The organism is Streptomyces roseus, from assembly GCF_001044425.1.
GTDB lineage: Bacteria > Actinomycetota > Actinomycetes > Streptomycetales > Streptomycetaceae > Streptomyces > Streptomyces roseus.
The window spans coordinates 21,206-41,725 of sequence record NZ_LFML01000046.1; the positions used below are offsets into that span (position 1 = coordinate 21,206).

Sequence of the window (20,520 nt, forward strand, 5' to 3'; positions counted from 1 at the left end):
GAGCCGGCCCGCCCGCGCTCCGGCGGGTCAGTGCTGGGCCGCGGCCAGCGCCACCTTCGGGAACAGGTCCTGGAACGGGCCGGCGGAGTCGATCCCCTCCCGGCCGTAAGGCGCGTCGAAGCTCCACACCATGAACAGCAGGAACACGATCAGTGCGCTGAACAGCCCCGCCAGCAGCAGCTCCCGCCCGGAACGGCGGATCTGCAGGGTGAAGATCAGCCCCACCGTGACCACCCCGCCGACCAGCAGCCCGAACCACACCACGCCCGGCAGGGTCGACTCGTCGGCCTGCATGCGCGAGTGCCGGGCGTCGTCGGCGGCCGCGATGTGGTCCAGCAGCGGCTGGTAGGCCTGCGCCTGGAGTTCGTTCGCGGGGCTCTGGTGGGTGACGTCGGTGCGCAGCTTGCCGAGCAGGTCGGCACCCTCGGCCGAGGCGCCCCGGCCCGAGGTGAGCAGCGGCCAGTCCACGGCGACGGTGTGGGAGACGTACGCGTCCACCTCGCCGCGGATGCGGTCGCGGACGGGGGCCGGGTAGACGTCGGCGCGCTGGGTGACCTCGTACAGCGACTGGGCCTCGCGGCGCACGCTGTCCTCGGCGGCGCCGCGCGCCTCCCAGACGCCGGCGATGGCCAGGCCGAGCACGATCGCGTAGACCACGCCCACCATCATCGTCATGTACTCGATGACGTCGGGGGTTTCGCTGGTGTCCTCGTCCTCCGCGACCCGGCGGTGCCGGAGCGCGGTGAAGGCGAGGACGAGGGCGCAGACGAGCGCCATGGCGACGGCCAGGACCAGCCATTCGGACACGAGGGTTCTCCCGTTGACGGTTCGGTGGATCAGGTGGATCAGGTCGACCGGTTGGATCAGGTGGACCGGGCGGAACAGGTGGCCCGGGGTGCATCAGGTGGACCGGGTGGGGCGCCGGGGATCAGCCGCGGCCGCTCTTGGAGCGCGGCCGCAGCGCGGCGGCGGCGAGGACGGCCGGGGTGGTGACGACGACCATGAGCATCACGGTGGACATCCCGCCCGGGGTGCGCCGCTCCAGGGCGATCGAGTGGTACGGGCGCACGTGGAAGGAGCCCCCGGGCGCGGCCACGGCTGCGGCCCGGGGCGGGGCGGGCGTCGTGGCCGGCGCGGGCTCCGCGACGACCGCGGGCTCCGGCGCGGGCGGCGCGGGCTCCGCCTCCCCGGCCTCGGCCTTCGCCGTCGGGGCGGGAGCCGCGGGGGCCGCGGCGCCCGGCGCCGGCCCCCGCCCCGGGTGGTGGACGGTCGGCCGCTCGGCGCCCGGCACGGGGATCCGCACCGGGGGCCGCACGGCGGGCGCCGCCGCGGCCGGGGGCACCGCGGCGGCCGGGCGCGGCTGCCCGCCGCGGACACAGACGTCGAGCCGGGCCCCGTGGCCGCGCAGGGGCTCGGGGCCCGTGCCGTCGTCCGCGACCGCCACGTGGCCGTACAGCGGGCAGAGTGCCGCCACCATGCCCGCTCCGGCGAGGTACTGCCAAGCCGTCACCGCGCGTCCTCCCGTTGTGAGGGTTTCGGCTGAAGAAACGATCACAACGGCGCTTCGATACGCCGCAGACGCGTCAAGATCCTCGACGCAGGGGCTACTTCAAGCCACCGGCGCCGAAACCGCGCAGCGCCCGCTCGTGCCATGGATGCCGCACCGGCCGCGCCCCACGGGACCGTTCACCCACCCGGCCCATGCCGCCACCGCACCCGCCGCTCCCCCGCCCCATGATCGGAGCAGTGCAGCCGCGGCTCGGCCGTGCCCGTAAGGGGACCCGGCAGGGGACCGCCCCGGACGAGAGGGAGGTTCTCGGTGACGACGCCGCCCATCGCGCCCCCGGTCCCCGAGAAGGACGACGAGGAGCCACCGCCGGCGAAGAAGTTCGCCTTCCCGAGCGCGCTGACGGTCCTGGCCCTGGTCACCGTCGCGATCTGGGCGCTGGCCTTCCTCATCCCGGCCGGGCGGTACGACCGCGACGCCGACGGCGCGCCCCTCTCCGGCACCTACCACCGGGTCGAGGGGACGCAGAGCTTCACCGACCGCCTGAACGACCTGTTCCTCTCCCCCGTCAACGGCCTGTACGGGATCCAGGACCTCAGGACCCACGAGGTCGGTCCGAGCCTGACCGGGTCCCTCTACGGCAGCGCGGGCGTGTTCCTCTTCGTCCTCGCCATGGGCGCGTTCATCACGGTCGTCTTCGCCACCGGCGCGCTCGACCGCGGCATCGCCCTCCTCGCCCACCGGCTGCGCGACCGGGGCGCGCTGCTGATCGCCGCCGTGATGCTGGCCTTCTCGGTCCTCGGCACCGTGGAGGGCTTCGCGGAGGAGACCCTCGGCTTCTACGGGCTGCTGGTGCCGATGATGCTGGCCCTGGGCTACGACCGGCTGGTCGCCGCCGGCTGCGCGATCCTGGGCGCGGGTATCGGGGTGCTGTGCTCGACGGTGAACCCCTTCGCCACCGGTGTGGCCTCCTCGGCCGCCGGCATCTCGCTGGGCGACGGCATCGCGCTGCGCTTCGCGATGTGGATGGTGCTGACCCCCGTCACGATCCTCTACGTCGTGCGGTACGCGCGGCGCGTGCAGAGGGATCCGGCGAAGTCCCTGTGCGGTTTCCTGCCGGGCGACCGGGAGCGGAAGGCGACCGGGGCGGACGTGGTGGAGCCGGAACTGACCCGCCTGCACAAGACGGTGCTGGTCCTGGTCGCCCTCGTCTTCGCCTTCATGATCTTCTCGGTGGTGCCCTGGTCCAGTGCGCTGACGGGCGAGGCGGACGCCACCCCCTACCCCTGGGAACCGGACTGGTCGTTCCCGCAGCTGGCCGCCCTGTTCATGTGCGCGGCGGTGCTGGTGGGCCTGGTGGCGCGGTTGGGGGAGGCGAAGCTCAGCTCCACGATCATCCAGGGCGCCGCCGACTTCATCTCTCCCGCGCTGGTCATCATGCTGGCGCGCGGGGTCACCGTCATCATGAACAACGCGCAGATCACGGACACGGTCCTGCACTCCATCGAGGGGGCGGTCAAGGGCACCTCCTCCGGGCTGTTCGCGGTGATCGTGTTCCTGGTGAACCTCCCGCTCGCCTTCCTGATCCCCTCCACCTCCGGCCACGCCACGCTGGCCATGCCCATCCTGGCCCCGCTCGCGGACTTCGCGGGGGTCTCACGGGCGGTGGTGGTCACGGCCTGGCAGGCGGCGAGCGGCTGGATGAACCTCTGGGTCCCGACCACGGCCGTGACGATCGGCGGCGTGGCGCTGGCCAAGGTCGGCTACGACACGTACCTGCGCTTCGTCTGGCCGCTGCTGGCCGTCCTGCTGGTCCTGATCTGCGGGTTCCTGGTTCTGGGCGCCACGATCTGACGAAGGGGCGCGACCTGTGGAGGTCGCGCCCCTTCGTACGGCCCGGGTGGGCGGGGATCAGGCGGTCTCGGTGCCGCCGAAGCGCTCGCGGTAGGACTGGAGGTCCTCCTCGGCGATGCGCGCGAAGAGCACCGGCGGCACGGTGAACGCCGTGCCGGCCGGGACCGTGTCCAGGGACCTGGCCTGCTCCGGGCTGATCCACGTCGCGGTGTCGTCGGCCAGCGCGAACGAGGAGCGCATGGTGCGCGCCGAGGCCGGGATGAAGGGTTCCGAGACCACCGAGTAGAGGTGGATCAGGTTCATGGCGGTGCGCAGGGTGAGCGCCGCGCCGTCCAGGTCGGTCTTGACCTCCAGCCAGGGCGCCTTCTCGTCGAGGTAGGCGTTGCCGGCCGACCACAGGGCGCGCAGCGCGGCCGCGGCCTTGCGGTACTGGAGGGAGTCCATGTGGCCCTCGTACTCGGCCAGCAGTCCGGCGATCTGCTCGCCCAGCTTGGCCTCGGCCTCGCCGGCCGGGCTGCCCGCCGGGACCTCGTCGCCGAACTTCTTGCGGGAGAAGGTCAGCACGCGGTTGACGAAGTTGCCGAGGGTGCCGCCGAGGTCCTTGTTGACCGTGGTGGTGAAGTGCTCCCAGGTGAAGGAGGAGTCGTCGGACTCGGGGGCGTTGGCGATGAGGAAGTAGCGCCAGAAGTCGGCGGGGAGGATCTCCAGCGCCTGGTCGGTGAAGACGCCGCGCTTCTGCGAGGTGGAGAACTTGCCGCCGTAGTACGTCAGCCAGTTGAAGGCCTTGACGTAGTCGACCTTCTTCCACGGCTCGCGGGTGCCGATCTCGGTGGCCGGGAACATCACCGTGTGGAACGGGACGTTGTCCTTGGCCATGAACTGCGTGTAGCGCACGTCCTCGGCCTCGTACCACCACGCCTTGTAGTCGCGGTCGGCCGGGGCGGCGTCCGCCCACTCCTTGGTGGAGGCGATGTACTCGATCGGCGCGTCGAACCAGACGTAGAAGACCTTGCCCTCGGCGGCCAGTTCGGGCCAGGTGTCGGCCGGTACCGGCACGCCCCAGTCCAGGTCGCGGGTGATGGCGCGGTCGTGCAGGCCCTCGGTCAGCCACTTGCGGGCGATGGAGGAGGCCAGCTGCGGCCACTCCTCCTCGTGCTCGGCCACCCAGGCCTCCACCTCGACCTGGAGCTTGGACTGGAGGAGGAAGAGGTGCTTGGTCTCGCGGACCTCCAGCTCGGTGGAGCCGGAGATCGCCGAGCGGGGCTCGATCAGGTCCGTGGGGTCCAGGACGCGGGTGCAGTTCTCGCACTGGTCGCCGCGGGCCTTGTCGTAGCCGCAGTGCGGGCAGGTGCCCTCGACGTAGCGGTCCGGCAGGAAGCGGCCGTCGACCGGCGAGTACACCTGCCGGATGGCGCGCTCCTCGATGAACCCGTTGGCCTGGAGCTGACGCGCGAAGTGCTGGGTGATCTCCCGGTTCTGCGCCGAGGAGCTGCGGCCGAAGTGGTCGAACGAGAGCTCGAAGCCGTCGTAGATCGCCTTCTGGGCGTCGTGGGCCTGCGCGCAGAACTCGGCGACCGAGAGGCCGGCCTCCTTCGCGGCGAGCTCGGCGGGGGTGCCGTGCTCGTCGGTGGCGCAGATGTACAGGACGTCGTGGCCGCGCTGGCGGAGGTACCGGGAGTACACATCCGCCGGAAGCATCGACCCGACCATGTTGCCCAGGTGCTTGATCCCGTTGATGTAGGGAAGCGCGCTGGTGATCAGGTGTCGAGCCATCCTCGGATGCTCCATTTCATCTGTGCGGTGACAACGTGCGTGACGGATTGTGATGCGGTTCATCGTATCGAACCGCCGAAAGGCCACGTGCCGCATTTTCGGGGGGTGGACGTCGGTGGGCGTAACGCAAAAGCGAGGGTGGTGACCTCTGCGTCACGGCCCTCGCCAGGGGCCCATGCTACAGCCGGAGCGGATCACCGCGGACACCGGTCCGCCGGGCGTGCGCCGGTGCACGGCGGCCCGGCTTGGCACCGGCATATGCGTACGCAAGGACCGGGCGCGCGCGTGATCGAAGTCGGTCATCCGCCGATCATCACCGAACGTAATCCCTCGACGTCTCCCTTTTGCGCTCCCCCGGTGCGCCCGCGCTGTCAGGCTGTCCGCGCACAGGGGACGAGGTGAGGTGGAACGGTGAGCGATGGCGGACCGGAGGAGCCCGGCAGGGCGGTGGGAATGCCCCTGCCCAGCCGACGGCGGCGGCCGACGCCCATGAGCCAGTGGAACCCGACGGCACGCCTGTCGTACTGGGCCTTCCACGCGGACCGGCGCCCGTCGTACATGCGCTTCGCGTACCTGCAGCTGGGGTCCGACGCGGCGGCCGAGGACGCGGTGGACGCCACCTTCGACTCGATCATGAACGAGTGGTTGCGCATGCTCCACATGGACCGGCTCGACGCCTACGCCTGGACCATCCTCAAGCAGCGCCTGGTCGACCGGCAGCAGCGGCGCGGCGCGGACGACGCCTGGCCGCCCGGTCCCTCCTCACCCCGGCCCGCCGCCCCCGAACCCATGGACATCAGCGCCTTCGAGGCCGCCCTGAGGGAGGCCCGCGCCGATCAGCAGTGCGAGGTGCTGACGGACACGATCCGCTTCTACTCCGCCGTCTCCCGGCTCGCCGAGCGCCAGCGCGACGCCGTGCTGCTGCGCTACGGGCTCCAGTGCACCCCCGGGGAGGCCGCGTCCGTGATGGGCGTGGACGAGGCCACCGTCCGCTCGCAGCTCGGCCAGGCCCACCGGCGGCTCGCGCGCCTGCTCGACGCCTCCGCCGAACCGGCCGACCCGGCGGCCCGCGCCCACCCGGCCGGCCCGGCCCACCCGGCCGCATCACCCGAGTCCGAACCCGAGTCCGAATCACCCGAGTCATGAGGCGCCGCGAGGGCAAGGAGGAACGCGGCGGCGAGGCCGGCCGCCGTTCCCTCGCCGAGTTCCTGACCCGGGCCGGCGTCCGCGACCGCTATCCGCACTACGACCTCGGCGCGGCCGAGGCCCGCCTGCTGCGCGGCTCCCGGGGACGGTCCGCCGCCTCCCCCTCCCGGCGCCGGGCCTCGTACGGGTGGAGCGATCCGGCGCGGGACATCCCGCTCGACTCCGAACGCGCCCGGCGCGACCTCAAGGCCCTCTGCCTGGCCGCCGTCTGCGCCCCGAAGGCGCAGGCACAGCTCACCGCCTTCACCGATCCGGAGGGCGGCCACTCGGACCTGGCCGGGGCCGTGGTCTTCGGCTGCCTGCTGCACCTGGCCGGGCTGCGCGAGGGCGCGCGCTTCTGGTGGCAGTTCGCCGCCGGTTCGGGACGGGCGCGCACCGCTTCGGCCGCGTACTGCCTCTTCCTCGACCACTCCCGGCGCGGCGAACACCACGACGCCCGGTTCTGGGCGCGCGAGCTGGGCCGCCGGGGCTTCCGGCCGGGCGGCCGGCGGGACCTGCGCGAGGTGCGGCTGTGCGCGCAGGCGACCGTGCTGCGGTACGTCGACCAGCTGGACGACGCCGATCTGGGCCCGGTGCCGCTGCCGAGGCCGGGGCTGCCCTCGGTGCTCGCCGCGTTCCGTCCGAAGCCGCCGGCCGCGGCGGAGCCTGAGCCGGCGGCGATCGCGGCGCGGCGGCGCAAGACCCCGGCGGCCGGTGTCGTCCGTCCGCCGGGCACGAGCGAGGCGCTGGCGCAGGCGCGGCGCGCGCTGGCCGTCGTACGGGTACTGGAACGGCATCCGCTGGGGGTGCGGGCCGCCCAGCTGCGGCGGGAGTCCGGCCTGGCCGAAGCGGAGCTGCGGCCGCTGCTGGCGATGCTGTGCGAGGAGGAGTACGCGTACCGGCCCGGCGCGGGCGTCTACGCGCGCGGGCCCGCCCTCGACCGGCTCGGCGCCCCCGGCGGAGGGGGGCTGGCGGGCCAGCTCCAGCGCACCCTGGCCCTGGCCCGCGACAGCGCGGGCGCGGCGGTGTACCTGAGCCGGTACGCCGAGGGGGAGGTCAGGATCACCCAGATGGCGGACGGGCCGGGGGCCCCGCCGGTGCGGGAGTGGGTGGACTTCAAGGCGGCCGCGCACGCCAGCGCGGTCGGCAAGTGCCTGCTGACGCAGCTCGACGCGGACCGGCGCCGCGACCACGTCGCCCGGCACCGGCCGGCCCGGCTCACCCCCCGGACGATCACCGACAGCCGGGCGCTGTTCGACGCCTTGGACGCGGTGGCTCCGGGGGCTCCGGTCTTCGACCTGCGCGAGTACTCCCCCGGCGTGGTCTGCTCGGCGGTGCCGATCGCGGCCGGGGACGCCGCGGGCAGCCTCGCGCTGTCGCTGCCCGCGCGCCACGCCCACCGGCTGCGCGAGGCGACCGGAGCCCTGCGGCGCAAGGCGGTCCCGGTGCTCCTGGCTCTGCTGCTGTCGGGGGCGATCCCGCCGGACGCACCGCCATCCCCGGACGCCGCGGATGCCCCGGACGCTGCGGATATGGCGTCCTCGCCGCGGCCCTCGCGGCTCACCCCGGAGACTTTGCGCCACCTGCGCATGCTGTTCCGCACCCCGCTGGCCCGCTCGACCGCCTCACCGGCCGACCCCCACCTGGTCAGCGACGCCGCGTCGGAGGCGGCGTACTTCTTCGACCCCCTCCCCGAGTCCGAGGAGCCCCGCCTGTCCCTCCCGGTCACCTTCGCCCCGCTGACCCCGGGCACCCTCCCCACGGCGGAGGGTCTGGTGGTTCTGGGCAGGTGAGCGCTTGAGCGCGTGAGCGCCGCCATGCCTGACCCGCCGCACCCGCCCCACTCGCCTCGGCCGGCGGTCAGGCGGGGCGGGTCAGGCGGTCCGCGCCGGAGAGGATCGCCGAGGCCAGGGCTTCCGCGGCCGGAGAGCCGCGTCCGCCGCGCAGCAGCGCGAACTCCACCGGCCCGAGCTCCGGCAACCCTGCCACCCGGACCAGCCCGGGCGGGATGAGCCCCCGGGTGTGGGCCATCACGCCGAGCCCGGCCCGGGCCGCCGCGACCAGCCCGCTCAGGCTGCCGCTCGTACAGGCGATCCGCCAGCCGCGTCCGTCCCGCTCCAGCACCTCCAGCGCCCGGGCCCGGGTGATCCCCGGCGGCGGGAAGACGATCAGCGGCACGGGCCGGTCCGGATCCACCCGCAGCCCCTCCGCCCCGATCCACACCATCCGGTCGCGCCACACCAGCCGGCCCCGCTCGTCCCCCGGCCCGCGCCGCTTGGCCAGCACGAGGTCGAGCCGCCCGGCGTCGAGCCGCTCGTGCAGCGTCCCGGACAGCTCGACCGACAGCTCCAGGTCCACCTCGGGGTGCTCGTGGCGGAAGCCCTCCAGGATCTCCGGCAGCCGGGTCAGCACGAAGTCCTCCGAGGCCCCGAACCGCAGCCGCCCGCGGAGCCGCGTCCCGGTGAAGTAGGCCGCCGCCCTCTCGTGGGCCTCCAGGATGGTCCGGGCGAAGCCCAGCAGCGCCTCGCCGTCCTCCGTCAGCTCCACGCTGTGCGTGTCCCGCAGGAAGAGCGGCCGGCCCGTCGCCTCCTCCAGCCTCCGCACGTGCTGGCTGACCGTGGACTGCCGCACGCCCAGCCGGCCCGCGGCCTGCGTGAAGCTCAGCGTCTGCGCCACGGTGAGGAACGTGCGCAGCTGCACCGGGTCGTACATGGCTCCCATGCCTCCCATGGTGGCACCGTCATCACGCAACGAGATGACAGTCAGTGCGGTGTGCGGGTTTCCCGATGACCGGCCCACCCGTGACGATGAGGGGGCCCCAGCCGCGCCACCCACCACCCACCGACCCACCGACCCACCGACCGGAGAGCTCCGTACATGCGCCGCCCGCAGACACCCGCCCGGCTGCCCCTGGACCCGTGGGTCCTGGCCCTGCTCGCCACCGTGGGCCTCGCCGCCCTGCTCCCGGCGCGCGGTCCGGCCGCCTCCGTCGCCGAGGCGGCGTCCACCGGGGCCGTCGTCCTGCTCTTCTTCCTCTACGGCGCCCGGCTCTCCACCCGGGAGGCGCTGGACGGCCTGCGCCACTGGCGGCTCCACCTCACCGTGCTGGCCTGCACCTTCGTGCTCTTCCCGCTGCTCGGCCTGGCCGCCCGCGGCCTCGTCCCCACGCTGCTTTCGCCCTCGCTCGCGAGCGGACTGCTCTTCATGTGCCTGGTCCCCTCGACCATCCAGTCCTCGATCGCCTTCACCTCGATCGCCCGCGGCAACGTGCCCGCCGCGATCTGCGCGGGCTCCTTCTCCAGCCTCGCCGGGATCGTCCTCACCCCCCTCCTCGCCGCCGTCCTGCTGGGCGCGAGCGCGGGCGGCTTCTCCCCCGACTCGCTCCTGAGGATCGCCCTCCAGCTCCTGCTGCCGTTCCTGCTGGGGCAGGCGCTGCGCCGCTGGGTCGGCGGCTTCCTGGTCCGCAACAAGAGGGTCCTCGGGTACGTCGACCGCGGCTCGATCCTGCTCGTCGTCTACACCGCCTTCGGCGCGGGCATGGTCGCCGGGGTCTGGCACCAGGTCAGCGCCGCGCGGCTGGGCGCGCTGATGGCGGTGGAGGCCGTACTGCTGGCCGTCATGCTGCTGGTCAGCTGGTACGGGGCGAAGCGGCTCGGGTTCGGCCGGGCGGACCGGATCGCGATCCAGTTCGCGGGGTCGAAGAAGAGCCTCGCGGCCGGACTGCCCATGGCCGGCGTGCTGTTCGGGGCCCAGGCGAGCCTCGCGGTGCTGCCGCTGATGCTGTTCCACCAGATGCAGCTGATGGTGTGCGCGGTGCTGGCGCGCCGCCGGGCCGGGGACTCCGAGCCGCGGGCGGGCGCCGAACTGCCCGCCGGGCATGTGGTGGAGGTCTCGTCGGCGCTCCAACACCCGGCGCCGCAGGGCCGGTAACGTGCGTCGGTGACCTGGATACGCCCGCTCGCCGCCCACGCCGAACGCCCCTGCACCCTGGTGGTCTGCCGCGGCTGCTGCTGCGGTGACCCGCGCAAGAACCCCGGCTCGGACCACGCCGGCCAGCTGGCCCGGCTGCGGGAGGCCGCGGCGGCGTCGGAGGGCCGGCTGGCCGTCCGTACGAGCGACTGCCTCGGACCGTGCGCGCAGGCCAACGTGATCGTGGTGCAGCCCACCACCGAGGCCCGCCGCCGGGGCGCCCGGGCGGCCTGGTTCGGCTGGGCATTGGACGACACCGCGACCGACGAGGTCATCGCGTGGGCCCAGTCGGGCGGTCCGGGCGTCACGCCGGTCCCGGCGACCTTGGACCTCCACCGCATCGACCCGCCCAAGCCCGAGGCCGGGACCAAGTCCGCGGCGAAGGCCAAGGGCCGCGGGCGGCGGAGCCGCTGACCCGCTGACCTGCGGCTCGGGCGCCGGTGCCGCAGACCGCGCCGGGCGGACCGCTACAGCGTGATCCGGTCCTCTCCCGCGTAGATGTTCATGTTCGGCCCGCGCAGGAAGCCGACCAGTGTCAGCTCCGACTCCACGGCCAGGTCCACGGCCAGCGAGGACGGGGCCGAGACGGCGGCCAGGACCGGTACGCCCGCCATCACCGCCTTCTGCGCCAGCTCGAACGAGGCCCGGCCCGACACCAGCAGGACCGAGCCCTCCAGCGGCAGGCGCCCCGCCTGGAGCGCCCGGCCCACGATCTTGTCCACGGCATTGTGCCGGCCGACGTCCTCCCGTACGTCCAGCAGGTCCCCCTCCGGCGAGAACAGCCCCGCCGCGTGCAGCCCGCCGGTGCTGTCGAACACCTTCTGCGCCGCCCGGAGCCGATCGGGCAGCTCGCCGAGGAGCCGCGCGGGGATCCGCAGGGTGTCCTCGGCCGCGCTCCGCCGGTTCGGGAAGCGGGTCGCCGTGCGCACCGCGTCCAGGCTGGCCTTTCCGCAGAGGCCGCAGGAGGAGGTGGTGTAGACGTTGCGTTCGAGCGTGATGTCGGGCACGGGGACCCCGGGGGCGAGCTGCACGTTGACCACGTTGTAGGTGTTGGAGCCGTCCTCCGCGGCCCCCTCGCAGTAGGTCACGGCCCGTACGTCCGAGGCGGCGCCGATCACGCCCTCGCTCACGAGGAAGCCCACCGCCAGCGCGAAATCGTCGCCGGGGGTGCGCATCGTGATGGCCAGCGGCTTGCCGTTCAGCCGAATCTCCAGCGGCTCCTCGGCGACCAGCGTGTCGGGGCGGACCCCGGCCGCCCCGTTGCGCACCCGAATGACGCGACGGCGCTCGGTGACCCGTCCCATGGTGATCAGCCCGCCCGCTCTCTCTGTTCTCGTCGCGCACTCCTTCGTGCGGTTGACGAGCCCATTCTCGCGGATCGCCGCCGCACGGCGCTCCCGGCAGGAAGATCCTCCGGAATCTCCAAATTAAGGGGCGGTAATCCTGTTGGGTCACGTGCACCTGTACCCACCGGTAGCAGGTCAAGCTGGGTGATCCTGACTTCCGCAGCAAGGGGGAACCCCGCCCATGACCGGTTCACGCGTGGTGGCGCTAGGGCACTACCAGCCCGCGAAAGTGATCACCAACGAGGACCTCGCGGCGATGGTCGACACCAACGACGAGTGGATCCGCTCCCGGGTCGGCATCAAGACCCGGCACATGGCGGGCCCCGACGAACCGGTGGACGAGCTGGCCTTCCACGCCGCGGGCAAGGCCCTGGCCGGCGCCGGCCTGACCCCCGACGACATCGACCTCGTCCTGGTGGCCACCTCCACCGCGATCGACCGCTCGCCCAACATGGCCGCGCGTGTCGCGGCCAAGCTCGGCATGGGCGGCAGCCCTGCCGTCATGGACCTCAACGTCGTCTGTTCGGGCTTCACCCACGCCCTGGCCACCGCCGACCACGCGATCCGGGCCGGTTCGGCCACCCGCGCCCTGGTCATCGGCGCCGACAAGATGACCGAGATCACCGACTGGACCGACCGCACCACCTGCGTGCTGACCGGCGACGGCGCGGGCGCGGCCGTGGTCGAGGCCTGTGAGGATCCGGGCATCGGCCCGGTCCTGTGGGGTTCGGTCCCGGAGATGGGCCACGCGGTCCGCATCGAGGGCTCCCCGCCGGTCTTCGCGCAGGAGGGCCAGTCCGTCTACCGCTGGACCACCAGCCGGCTCCCGGCGCTCGCGCGCAAGGTGTGCGAGAAGGCCGGGATCACTCCCGAGGAGCTGGCCGCCGTCGTCCTGCACCAGGCGAACCTGCGGATCATCGAGCCGCTCGCCGCCAAGATCGGCGCCGTGAACGCGGTCGTCGCCCGCGATGTCGTGGACTCCGGCAACACCTCGGCCGCCAGCATCCCGATGGCGCTGTCCAAGCTGGTCCAGCGCGGAGAGGTCCCCACCGGCGCCCCGGTCCTCCTCTTCGGCTTCGGCGGCAACCTCTCGTACGCGGGCCAGGTCATCCGCTGCCCGTGACCGCGGCCCGGCACCCCGGGGTCCAGCGGACCTCGGCGCCGAGCGCCCCGAGGAGGACGACGACCAGCGCCACCAGCTGCCAGAGCCCGGCGACACCCGTGCCCACCGGGACGGTCGCCAGGACGAGCACCAGCGCCGCGAGCCGGAACCGGGCCGGCCCGATCCCGAGCACGGCCCGGAAGGCCAGATCGCCGGCGAGGTAGACGGCCACCCCGCCGGCGAGGGCGAACGCGGGCCCGGTGTGGAGGTGCTCGCCCAGGTGGCCGATGGTCTTCTTGACGCCTGCCGCGAAGGCGGCGATCCCGAGCAGCATGGGCAGGAAGGCGTAGTAGTACGCGAGCATCGCCAGTTTGAACCGCTTCTCCGGGGCGGTCTCGGCGAAGACCTCCTCGGCCCGGCCCTCGTCGCGCACGAAGTACATCCACCACAGCGCCGACGCGACGGCCAGCGCGAGGAAGGCGCCGCCGGCGATGCCCGCGGACAGCGGCAGCGAGCCGGTGCCGATGCCGATCGCGATGACGGACTCGCCGAAGACGATGATCAGCAGCAGCCCGTGCCGCTCGACGAGGTGCTCGGCGCTCATGCCGCCGAGCTGGTCGCTGACGGTCGTCACCCCCTCGTCGGGCTCCGCCCGGCTCGCCGCGGCCCGCTGCACCAGCTGGGGCACGACGAACTGGATCAGGAGGGCGAGCGCCCACAGCGCCCACGCGGGCGGCCCGTCGAAGAAACCGGCGGCCAGCACGGCCAGCGCGCACAGCACGTTGGGCAGGGCGAACCACAGCACGCCGGACCCGTGCGCCTGTGTGTAGAGCGCGCTGTGCACGAGGACGACGAACAGGTACCCGAGCCCGAACGCCACCCCGCCGGCACCGAAGGCCGTCGGCACCGCCAGCGCGCAGACCAGGAACGCTCCCATGGCCAGGATCAGCAGCACCCTGCGCACGGTCCGGTCGGGAGGCACCTGGTTGGTCAGGTGCGCGTAGCCGCCGTACATCCAGAAGAGCACGGTGAAGATCACCAGTACCTGGCCGGCGCCCCGGAAGCTGATGTCGTCCGCGAGCAGCACCGTCAGCTGGGTGATGGTGAAGACGAAGACGAGGTCGAAGAAGAGCTCCAACGTGCTGACGCGGTGCGGTGTTTCCATGCGCGACTCCCCCTGGATGCGAACGTGCGGCGCTCATCCGACCGCCTCGCGGCCCCCGGTGTCCAGCGGGTATCGGCATCCGGGTGCCCTCGGGGACGTACGACCTGAGGCGTACGCGGATCCCGCCCGGCGGAAGGACGCGCGGCCGCCGGTCGGGGGCGCAGGATGAGGGCACGCCGTCAGCCGCCGAGGGAAGCGAAAGCCCCATGATCCGCAGGTCCGTCATCCTGATCATCGCCGCAGTCGTCTCGGCCGTGGGGCTCGCGGTCGTCGTCGCCCTCCCGGCGGCGGCGGACCGGTACGGCAACCGCCACCAGGAGTCGGACGCGTACGCGACGGGAGCCGAGGCGAAGTCGGCCCGGGCCTCGGTGCCGCGCTGGCTGGCGGACGAGGCGGACTCGGTGCGGTACTCGATGCGGACGACCGGTGGTGACCGCCTGCTGAAGGCGACCCTGCCGGACGAGCGGCTCCCGGTCGGGTGCACGGCCGAACCGCGGCCGCAGGCGCCGGAGGTCGCGCTCAAGGAGGACTGGTTCCCGGCGGACGCCCGGGGGAAGGCCACCGCCCGCTGCGGGCTCTACTACGCCTACATGGACGGCGCCACCCTCTACGCCTGGCAGGACAACGACGACTGGCTGCGGGCCGAGCGCGGCGAACCGGCCCCCTGACGCGCGAGACGCGGGGTCTCGCCGACGCCCCGGGGACATGCGTGCAGGTCAGCGCGCGGCCCGGCTCGAAATACCTGGTCGGAGGCGCGCCGATCCTTTGCTATTGTTGTCCTTGTCGCCGCGGGAAACCGGGGCCGACCACCTGGTCCGGGTGGCGGAATGGCAGACGCGCTAGCTTGAGGTGCTAGTGCCCTTTATCGGGCGTGGGGGTTCAAGTCCCCCCTCGGACACCAGCAGGAACCCCACTTCGGTGGGGTTCTTTTGCGTTTCCGGCTCCTGTCCGCGGGGGCGGATCCGGCGGTACGGCATCATGGGCGCACGGGGTCGGAGGGGAAACAACGTGTCGCACGACGGGCCGGGCAGCAGCATCGTGATCGCCGGGCGGTACCGACTGGAGAAGCGGTTGGGCCGAGGCGGCATGGGGACCGTCTGGCGGGCCGGCGACGAACTCCTCGGCCGTCCCGTCGCCGTCAAGGAACTCCACGTCGACGGGGGCGCGGAGACCAAGGGCGCCCTGCGGGAGGCGCGGACCGTCGCGCAGGTCCGGCATCCGCACGTGGTGGTGGTGCACGACGTTGTGGAGCACGACGGGCGCCCCCACATCGTCATGGAACTCGTCGAGGGCGGCTCGCTGGCCGACCGGCTCGGCGCCGAGGGCCCGCTGGGGCCCGCCGAGACCGCGCGGACGGGACTGGCCCTGCTCGGCGCCCTGCGCGCGGCGCACGCCCGCGGGGTACTGCACCGGGACGTGAAGCCGGCCAACGTGCTCCTGGAAGCGGACACCGGGCGGGTGGTCCTCACGGACTTCGGCATCGCGAGCGTCGCCGGCGCCACCACCGTCAGCGAGACCGGCGCGTTCGTCGGCTCGCCCGAGTACACCTCGCCGGAGCGCATGCAGGGCGCCGCCGCCGGACCCGAATCCGATCTGTGGTCGCTCGGCGTCCTGATGTGCGCGGCGCTCAGCGGGAAGTCGCCGTTCCACCGCGATTCGCTCGGCGGGGTGCTGCACGCCGTCGTGTTCGCCGAGTTCCGGCCGCCGGCGCAGGCCGGGCCGCTGGCCCCGGTCATCCGCGGCCTGCTGGAGCGCGTCCCGGAGCGGCGGATGGACGCGGCGGAGGCCGAGCGGCTGCTGTCGGCGTACCTGAGCACCGGTAGGGTCCCCGCCCTGGCCGACCGCGGGCCCGGGCCGGATCCGCGGCCCGCGCCAGGGGCCGGGACCGGGACCGGAACCGCGGGTCCCGGCGCGGACGGGGGCGCGGGCGCGAGCGGCCCCGGCTACTCCCCGACCGAGCACGTCGCCCGACCGTCCGGCGCGCCGGCGCGCCGGACCCGGCCGGCCTTGCGGGCCGGGCTGATCGCGGCGCTGTTCGCCGCCGTGGTCGCCGGGGCCGTGGCCGTCACCACGCAGCTCGGCGAGCGGTCGCCGGACGCGGCACGGCGGCCGCCGCAGACCACCGCGTCCGCTGCGGGCCGGGCCACCACTCCTTCCCTCTCCCCCTCCCCCGCCGACGCCAAGCCCGCCCGTACCACGTCGGCGCCCGCGGCCGCGGCCGCCAAGCCCGCGCCCCCCGGGTACCGCTCGGTGTCCGACGCCGAGGGCTTCAGCCTCGCCGTACCGAACGGCTTCCAGCGCAGCACCGACGACCAGCGCGTCTTCTACGTGTCCCCGGACGGGGCCTTCCGCATCGGCGTCAAGGCGAAGCCCGCGGGAGCCGAGGGGCCGGTCACCGTGATGCGGCTCTCGCACGCGAACGGCCCGGCCACCAACCCGGGCTACCGCGACGGCACGGTCGTACCGACCACGCACAACGGACTGCCCGCCGCCCTGTGGGAGTTCACCTGGGACGGCTTCACCGCCGCCGAGGGCGCCCGGCACACCTTCGACGTCTGCTGGCAGGAGGACGGGCACATGTACGACCTCTGGGTGTCCGCGCCCACCGGCCGACTCGCGGAGGCGCGCAGCCACTTCGACGCGGCACTGGACTCCTTCGCTCCGCAGGGCCCGGTGGGGACCTTCGCCCCGGACGCGCCCTGATCCGAGAGGCACGGCCCTGCCGGACGCGCGCCGCCCCCTCCCGCCCCCGCGCGGGATCGGGGCGGCGTTCGGCGTTTCCGGGGCCGCGGACCGGGGAGTTTCCCTTCCGCCGGGCCTCCGCGACCGCCTGGGGAGGTCTTGTGCAGGTCTTCGCTCGGTGATCAACCCCCGTGAGGTGTGGGGTAGCGTCGCCGCGCTGCGCGGAGAGGAGCGGGGCATGCGCGAGATCACCGTCCCACCGGTCGTGGTTGCGGCGCCCGTCGGCGGGCTCGCCGACGCCGTGTTCCACCATGCCCAGGAGGATCCCGGCCGGGTGGTGCTGGGCCGCAAGAGCGACGGGGTGTGGGCGGACGTGACCTCCGCGGAGTTCGCCGCCGAGGTGCTCGCGCTGGCGAAGGGACTGCTGGCCCAGGGGGTCCGGTTCGGGGAACGGGTGGCCGTCATGTCCCGGACCCGCTACGAGTGGACCCTGTTCGACTTCGCCCTGTGGGCGATCGGCGCCCAGCCCGTGCCGGTCTACCCGACCTCCTCCGTGGAGCAGGTGCACTGGATCCTGCAGGACTCCGACTGCACCGCCTGCGTCGTCGAGGACGAGGACCAGGCCATGACCGTCGGGTCCGTCATCGAGCGGCTGCCGCACCTGCGGCGGCTGTGGCAGCTGGACGCCGGAGCCGTCGACGCGCTCGTCGCGGACGGCCGCGGGGTCGCGGAGGACCTGGTGCACCGGCACCGGGCGGCGGTCACGCCCGACGCCGTCGCCACCGTCATCTACACCTCGGGGACCACCGGGCGTCCCAAGGGGTGCGTGCTGACGCACGGCAATTTCATGTACGAGGCCGACACGATGGTGGCCCGCTGGGAGTCGGTCTTCCAGGCCGGGCCCGGGGAGCAGCCCTCCACCCTGCTGTTCCTGCCCCTCGCGCACGTCTTCGGGCGGATGGTGGAGGTGGCGGCCGTACGGGCGCGGGTGAAGCTCGGCCACCAGCCGGTGCTGGCGGCGGCCGAGTTGCTGCCGGACCTCGCCGCCTTCCGGCCGACGTTCGTGCTGGGGGTTCCGTACGTCTTCGAGAAGGTCTTCGCGGCGGCCCGCCGCAAGGCCGAGGCGGAGGGCCGTACGGGCCCCTTCGACCGTGCGGTCGAGACGGCCGTGCGGTACGCGGAAGCGCGCGAGCAGAAGGCGTTCGGGACCGGGCCGGGCCCGTCGGCCGGGCTGCGCATGGAGCACCAACTGTTCGAGAGGCTGGTGTACGGGAAGGTCCGCGAGGCGATGGGCGGCCGGGTGCGGCACGCCATGTCGGGCGGGTCGGCGATGTCGCGCCGCCTCGGGCTGTTCTTCGACGGGGCCGGCATCACGGTGTTCGAGGGCTACGGCCTGACCGAGTCCTGCGCGGCGGCCACCGCGAACCCGCCGGGCGCGACGAAGTACGGCACGGTGGGCCGGCCGATCCCGGGCAGTACGGTGCACATCGCCGAGGACGGGGAGGTGTGGCTGCACGGGGACCACGTGTTCTCCGGGTACCTGAACGACCCGCGCTCCACGGAGGCGGTGCTGCGCGACGGCTGGCTCGCGACGGGGGACCTGGGGCGCCTCGACGAGGACGGGTACCTCACGATCACCGGGCGCAAGAAGGAGATCCTGGTGACCTCCAACGGCAAGAGCGTGTCCCCGACCGCGCTGGAGGAGCGGGTGCGCTCGCATCCGCTGGTCGCGCAGTGCGTGCTGGTCGGCAACGACCGGCCGTACGTGGCCGCCCTGCTCACGCTGGACATGGAGGGGATCGCGCACTGGCTGTCGATGCGCGGGCGCCCGCAGCTGCCGGCGGCGCACCTGGTCCACGACCCGGATCTGACGGCGGAGGTGCGGCGGGCGGTGGTGGCCGCGAACACGCTGGTGTCACAGGCCGAGGCGATCCGCACCTTCCGGGTCCTGGCGGAGCAGTTCACCGAGGAACGGGGGCTGCTGACGCCCTCGCTGAAGCTGAAGCGGCGGGCGATCGAGAAGGCGTACGCGCAGGAGGTGGCGGCCCTCTACCAGCCCTGACGAGCCGCTCCACCAGCCCGGACGGGCCCGTCCGGGGGTATCTGACGCACCGTCATTGCAGCCTGCCCAATAAATTGACGAGTCGTCAGGTCGCCCAGAGAATGCGGGGATTCCGACCGGAGGGGATCCCACACATGCTGCGACCGATCCGCGCCCTGGCCGCCGCGGCGGCGGCGCTCGCGCTCGTCTCCGAACACCGGCCGCGGGACCCCGACCGGGGGCGGATGCTGCTCGACGGGGTGGACATCACCCGCCGCTCCCCGGTCTGGCGGGCCCGCCACGGGATGCGCCGGACGTTCCAGCGGCAGCAGTTGTTCGGGCAGCTCAGCGTGGCCGAGAACCTGCTGGTCGCGCAGGAGTGGCGCGGCGGCGGGGGCGGGTTCGCCGCCGACCTCGCCGGGTCCCCCGCGCGCCGCCGCCGGGAGCGGGAGCGGCGCGAGCGGGGCGAGCGCGTGCTCGCCGACTGCGGGGTCGGCGCGCTGGGCGCCTCGTACGCGGGCGGCCTGCCGGTCGGCCAGGCCCGCATGGCCGAGCCGGCCCGGGCGGTGGCCGATCCGCCGCGCGTACTGCTGCTGGACGAGCCCGCGTCGGGTCTGTCGGCGGCCGAGCGGGAGCGGCTCGCGGCGGTCGTGCGCCGGCTGGCCGGGGAGGAGGGGTGCGCGGTACTGCTGGTGGAGCACGACGTGGCCTTCGTGATGGACCTCTGTACGCGGGTGGTGGTCCTGGACCTCGGCGCGGTCCTCGCCTCGGGCGCGCCCGCCGTCATCAGGGCCGATCCGCGGGTCCGCGAGGCCCATCCGGGCGCGTCCTGACGGTGTGTCCGGTCCGGGCGGGCCGCCTCGGCGGGAATACCCTCGCCAAGGCGGCCGGTTTCCGCCGCCGTCACCCCGTATCCAGGCCCCCGACGAAGGAACCGCACCCGACGTGAACGAAGTCCCCGCCATCCGGCTCAACAACGGCACGCTCATGCCCCAGCTCGGGTACGGCGTCTTCCAGGTCCCGGACTCCGAGGCCGCGCACGCCGTGGGGGCGGCGCTGGAGGCGGGGTACCGGAGCATCGACACGGCGGCCGCCTACCGCAACGAGAGGGGTACCGGCCGGGCGATCGCCGCATCCGGGGTGCCGCGCGAGGAGCTCTTCGTCACCACCAAACTGTGGAACGACCGCTCACGGACCTGGCGGCGCGAGGACGTGCTGGGCGCGCTCGACGACTCCCTAGGCAAGCTGGGCCTGGACCACCTGGACCTGTACCTGATCCACTGGCCGCGCCCGATGCGCGACGACTTCCTCACCATCTGGAAGACCTTCGAGGAGATCGCGGAGAGCGGCCGCGCCCGCGCCGTCGGCGTCTCGAACTTCCGCCCCGCCGATCTGGAACGGCTCGGCGCCGAGAGCCCCCTGGTCCCGGCCGTGAACCAGATCGAACTGCACCCGCTCTTCCCGCAGCCCGAGCTGCGCGCCGTGCACGCGACGCTGGGGATCGCCACGGAGGCCTGGTCCCCGCTCGGCCAGGGCAAGGAGCTCCTGACGCTCCCGGCCGTCACCGAGGTCGCGGACCGGCACGGGCGCTCCCCCGCACAGGTGGTGCTGCGCTGGCACCTGCAGAGGGGCAACGTCGTGATCCCGAAGTCGGTGACCCCGTCGCGGATCCGCGAGAACCTGGACGTGTTCGGTTTCGAGCTGGACGCCGCCGACCTCGCCGCGCTGGACGCGCTGGGACGGGGCCCGTCGGCCGGGCGGATCGGGCCGGACCCGGCCGTCTTCGACGCCTGAGCCACGAATGAGCCCGCCCGACGGGGTCCACCGGGTGGGCCCGGGGCGCCGTCGCCCGCCGCCCGCCCCCACCGCCGGCCGCCCGGCGCAGTGGGGGCGCCT

16 protein-coding genes, 1 tRNA gene and 1 pseudogene are annotated in these 20,520 nt (G+C 73.7%); 12 read left to right on the plus strand and 6 right to left on the minus strand.

What is annotated here, in order from left to right; all coding sequences use genetic code 11:
- Positions 1–27: 27 nt before the first annotated feature.
- Both ACS04_RS12035 and ACS04_RS35265 read right to left on the minus strand, forming a co-directional pair.
- Positions 28–807, minus strand: coding sequence for a bestrophin-like domain (locus ACS04_RS12035; RefSeq protein ID WP_048476551.1), 780 nt, complete (start codon positions 805–807; stop codon positions 28–30).
- 121 nt (positions 808–928) lie between these two features.
- A complete protein-coding gene (locus tag ACS04_RS35265) occupies positions 929–1,510 on the minus strand; it encodes a hypothetical protein (RefSeq protein WP_053080752.1) in 582 nt (193 codons plus the stop codon).
- A 309-nt stretch (positions 1,511–1,819) separates the two neighbouring features.
- Between ACS04_RS35265 and ACS04_RS12045 the strand changes: the two genes are divergently transcribed.
- Positions 1,820–3,361, plus strand: a complete 1,542-nt coding sequence (locus ACS04_RS12045; RefSeq protein WP_078864678.1) for a YfcC family protein — start codon at positions 1,820–1,822, stop codon at positions 3,359–3,361.
- Positions 3,362–3,418: 57 nt separating this feature from the next.
- On the opposite strand, the gene metG is transcribed toward ACS04_RS12045, so the two are convergent.
- Complete coding sequence (metG, locus tag ACS04_RS12050; RefSeq protein WP_048476552.1) at positions 3,419–5,134, minus strand: methionine--tRNA ligase; 1,716 nt, start codon at positions 5,132–5,134, stop codon at positions 3,419–3,421.
- 489 nt (positions 5,135–5,623) lie between these two features.
- On the opposite strand from metG, the gene ACS04_RS12055 reads away from it, so the two are divergent.
- Positions 5,624–6,280 carry a sigma-70 family RNA polymerase sigma factor gene (locus tag ACS04_RS12055; RefSeq protein ID WP_245236371.1) on the plus strand — a complete coding sequence of 219 codons (657 nt, stop codon included), beginning with the start codon at positions 5,624–5,626 and terminating at the stop codon, positions 6,278–6,280.
- Between the two features lie 785 nt (positions 6,281–7,065).
- Positions 7,066–7,785 (plus strand): annotated as a pseudogene (locus ACS04_RS39250) (IclR family transcriptional regulator domain-containing protein); the annotation flags it as partial.
- Between the two features lie 394 nt (positions 7,786–8,179).
- Here ACS04_RS39250 and ACS04_RS12065 read toward each other — a convergent pair.
- Positions 8,180–9,031, minus strand: a complete 852-nt coding sequence (locus ACS04_RS12065) for a LysR family transcriptional regulator (protein ID WP_048476553.1) — start codon at positions 9,029–9,031, stop codon at positions 8,180–8,182.
- Positions 9,032–9,196: 165 nt separating this feature from the next.
- Here ACS04_RS12065 and ACS04_RS12070 point away from each other — a divergent pair, with 165 nt between their 5' ends.
- Together ACS04_RS12070 and ACS04_RS12075 are read left to right on the plus strand one after the other, a co-directional pair.
- Complete coding sequence (locus tag ACS04_RS12070) at positions 9,197–10,249, plus strand: bile acid:sodium symporter family protein (protein WP_048476554.1); 1,053 nt, start codon at positions 9,197–9,199, stop codon at positions 10,247–10,249.
- Between the two features lie 9 nt (positions 10,250–10,258).
- The gene (locus ACS04_RS12075; RefSeq protein ID WP_209441685.1) at positions 10,259–10,702 is read left to right on the plus strand and encodes a (2Fe-2S) ferredoxin domain-containing protein; all 444 of its coding nucleotides are present in this window, start codon (positions 10,259–10,261) and stop codon (positions 10,700–10,702) included.
- Positions 10,703–10,755: 53 nt separating this feature from the next.
- Here ACS04_RS12075 and fdhD read toward each other — a convergent pair whose 3' ends face one another.
- Positions 10,756–11,592, minus strand: coding sequence for a formate dehydrogenase accessory sulfurtransferase FdhD (gene fdhD, locus ACS04_RS12080; RefSeq protein ID WP_048476555.1), 837 nt, complete (start codon positions 11,590–11,592; stop codon positions 10,756–10,758).
- A 223-nt stretch (positions 11,593–11,815) separates the two neighbouring features.
- On the opposite strand from fdhD, the gene ACS04_RS12085 reads away from it, so the two are divergent.
- Positions 11,816–12,757 carry a beta-ketoacyl-ACP synthase III gene (locus ACS04_RS12085; protein WP_048476556.1) on the plus strand — a complete coding sequence of 314 codons (942 nt, stop codon included), beginning with the start codon at positions 11,816–11,818 and terminating at the stop codon, positions 12,755–12,757.
- On the opposite strand, the gene ACS04_RS12090 is transcribed toward ACS04_RS12085, so the two are convergent.
- Entirely contained in the window at positions 12,741–13,901 is a 1,161-nt protein-coding gene (locus ACS04_RS12090; RefSeq protein WP_048476557.1) for a low temperature requirement protein A, read from the minus strand. The two genes, ACS04_RS12085 and ACS04_RS12090, sit on opposite strands and share 17 nt — an antisense overlap.
- A 206-nt stretch (positions 13,902–14,107) precedes the next feature.
- Between ACS04_RS12090 and ACS04_RS12095 the strand changes: the two genes are divergently transcribed.
- The 6 genes from ACS04_RS12095 to ACS04_RS12120 all read left to right on the plus strand — a co-directional run bounded on the left by ACS04_RS12095 (position 14,108) and on the right by ACS04_RS12120 (position 20,418).
- Entirely contained in the window at positions 14,108–14,569 is a 462-nt protein-coding gene (locus tag ACS04_RS12095) for a hypothetical protein (RefSeq protein ID WP_048476558.1), read from the plus strand.
- Between the two features lie 145 nt (positions 14,570–14,714).
- Positions 14,715–14,802: transfer RNA gene (locus ACS04_RS12100), tRNA-Leu, on the plus strand.
- 77 nt (positions 14,803–14,879) lie between these two features.
- On the plus strand, positions 14,880–16,604 hold the full coding sequence (locus tag ACS04_RS12105) for a serine/threonine-protein kinase (RefSeq protein ID WP_048476559.1): 1,725 nt from the start codon (positions 14,880–14,882) through the stop codon (positions 16,602–16,604).
- Between the two features lie 217 nt (positions 16,605–16,821).
- On the plus strand, positions 16,822–18,645 hold the full coding sequence (locus ACS04_RS12110; protein WP_048476560.1) for an AMP-dependent synthetase/ligase: 1,824 nt from the start codon (positions 16,822–16,824) through the stop codon (positions 18,643–18,645).
- A gap of 134 nt (positions 18,646–18,779) precedes the next feature.
- The gene (locus ACS04_RS12115) at positions 18,780–19,457 is read left to right on the plus strand and encodes an ABC transporter ATP-binding protein (protein ID WP_245236372.1); all 678 of its coding nucleotides are present in this window, start codon (positions 18,780–18,782) and stop codon (positions 19,455–19,457) included.
- A 112-nt stretch (positions 19,458–19,569) separates the two neighbouring features.
- Positions 19,570–20,418, plus strand: a complete 849-nt coding sequence (locus ACS04_RS12120) for an aldo/keto reductase (protein WP_048476561.1) — start codon at positions 19,570–19,572, stop codon at positions 20,416–20,418.
- Positions 20,419–20,520: the final 102 nt, after the last annotated feature.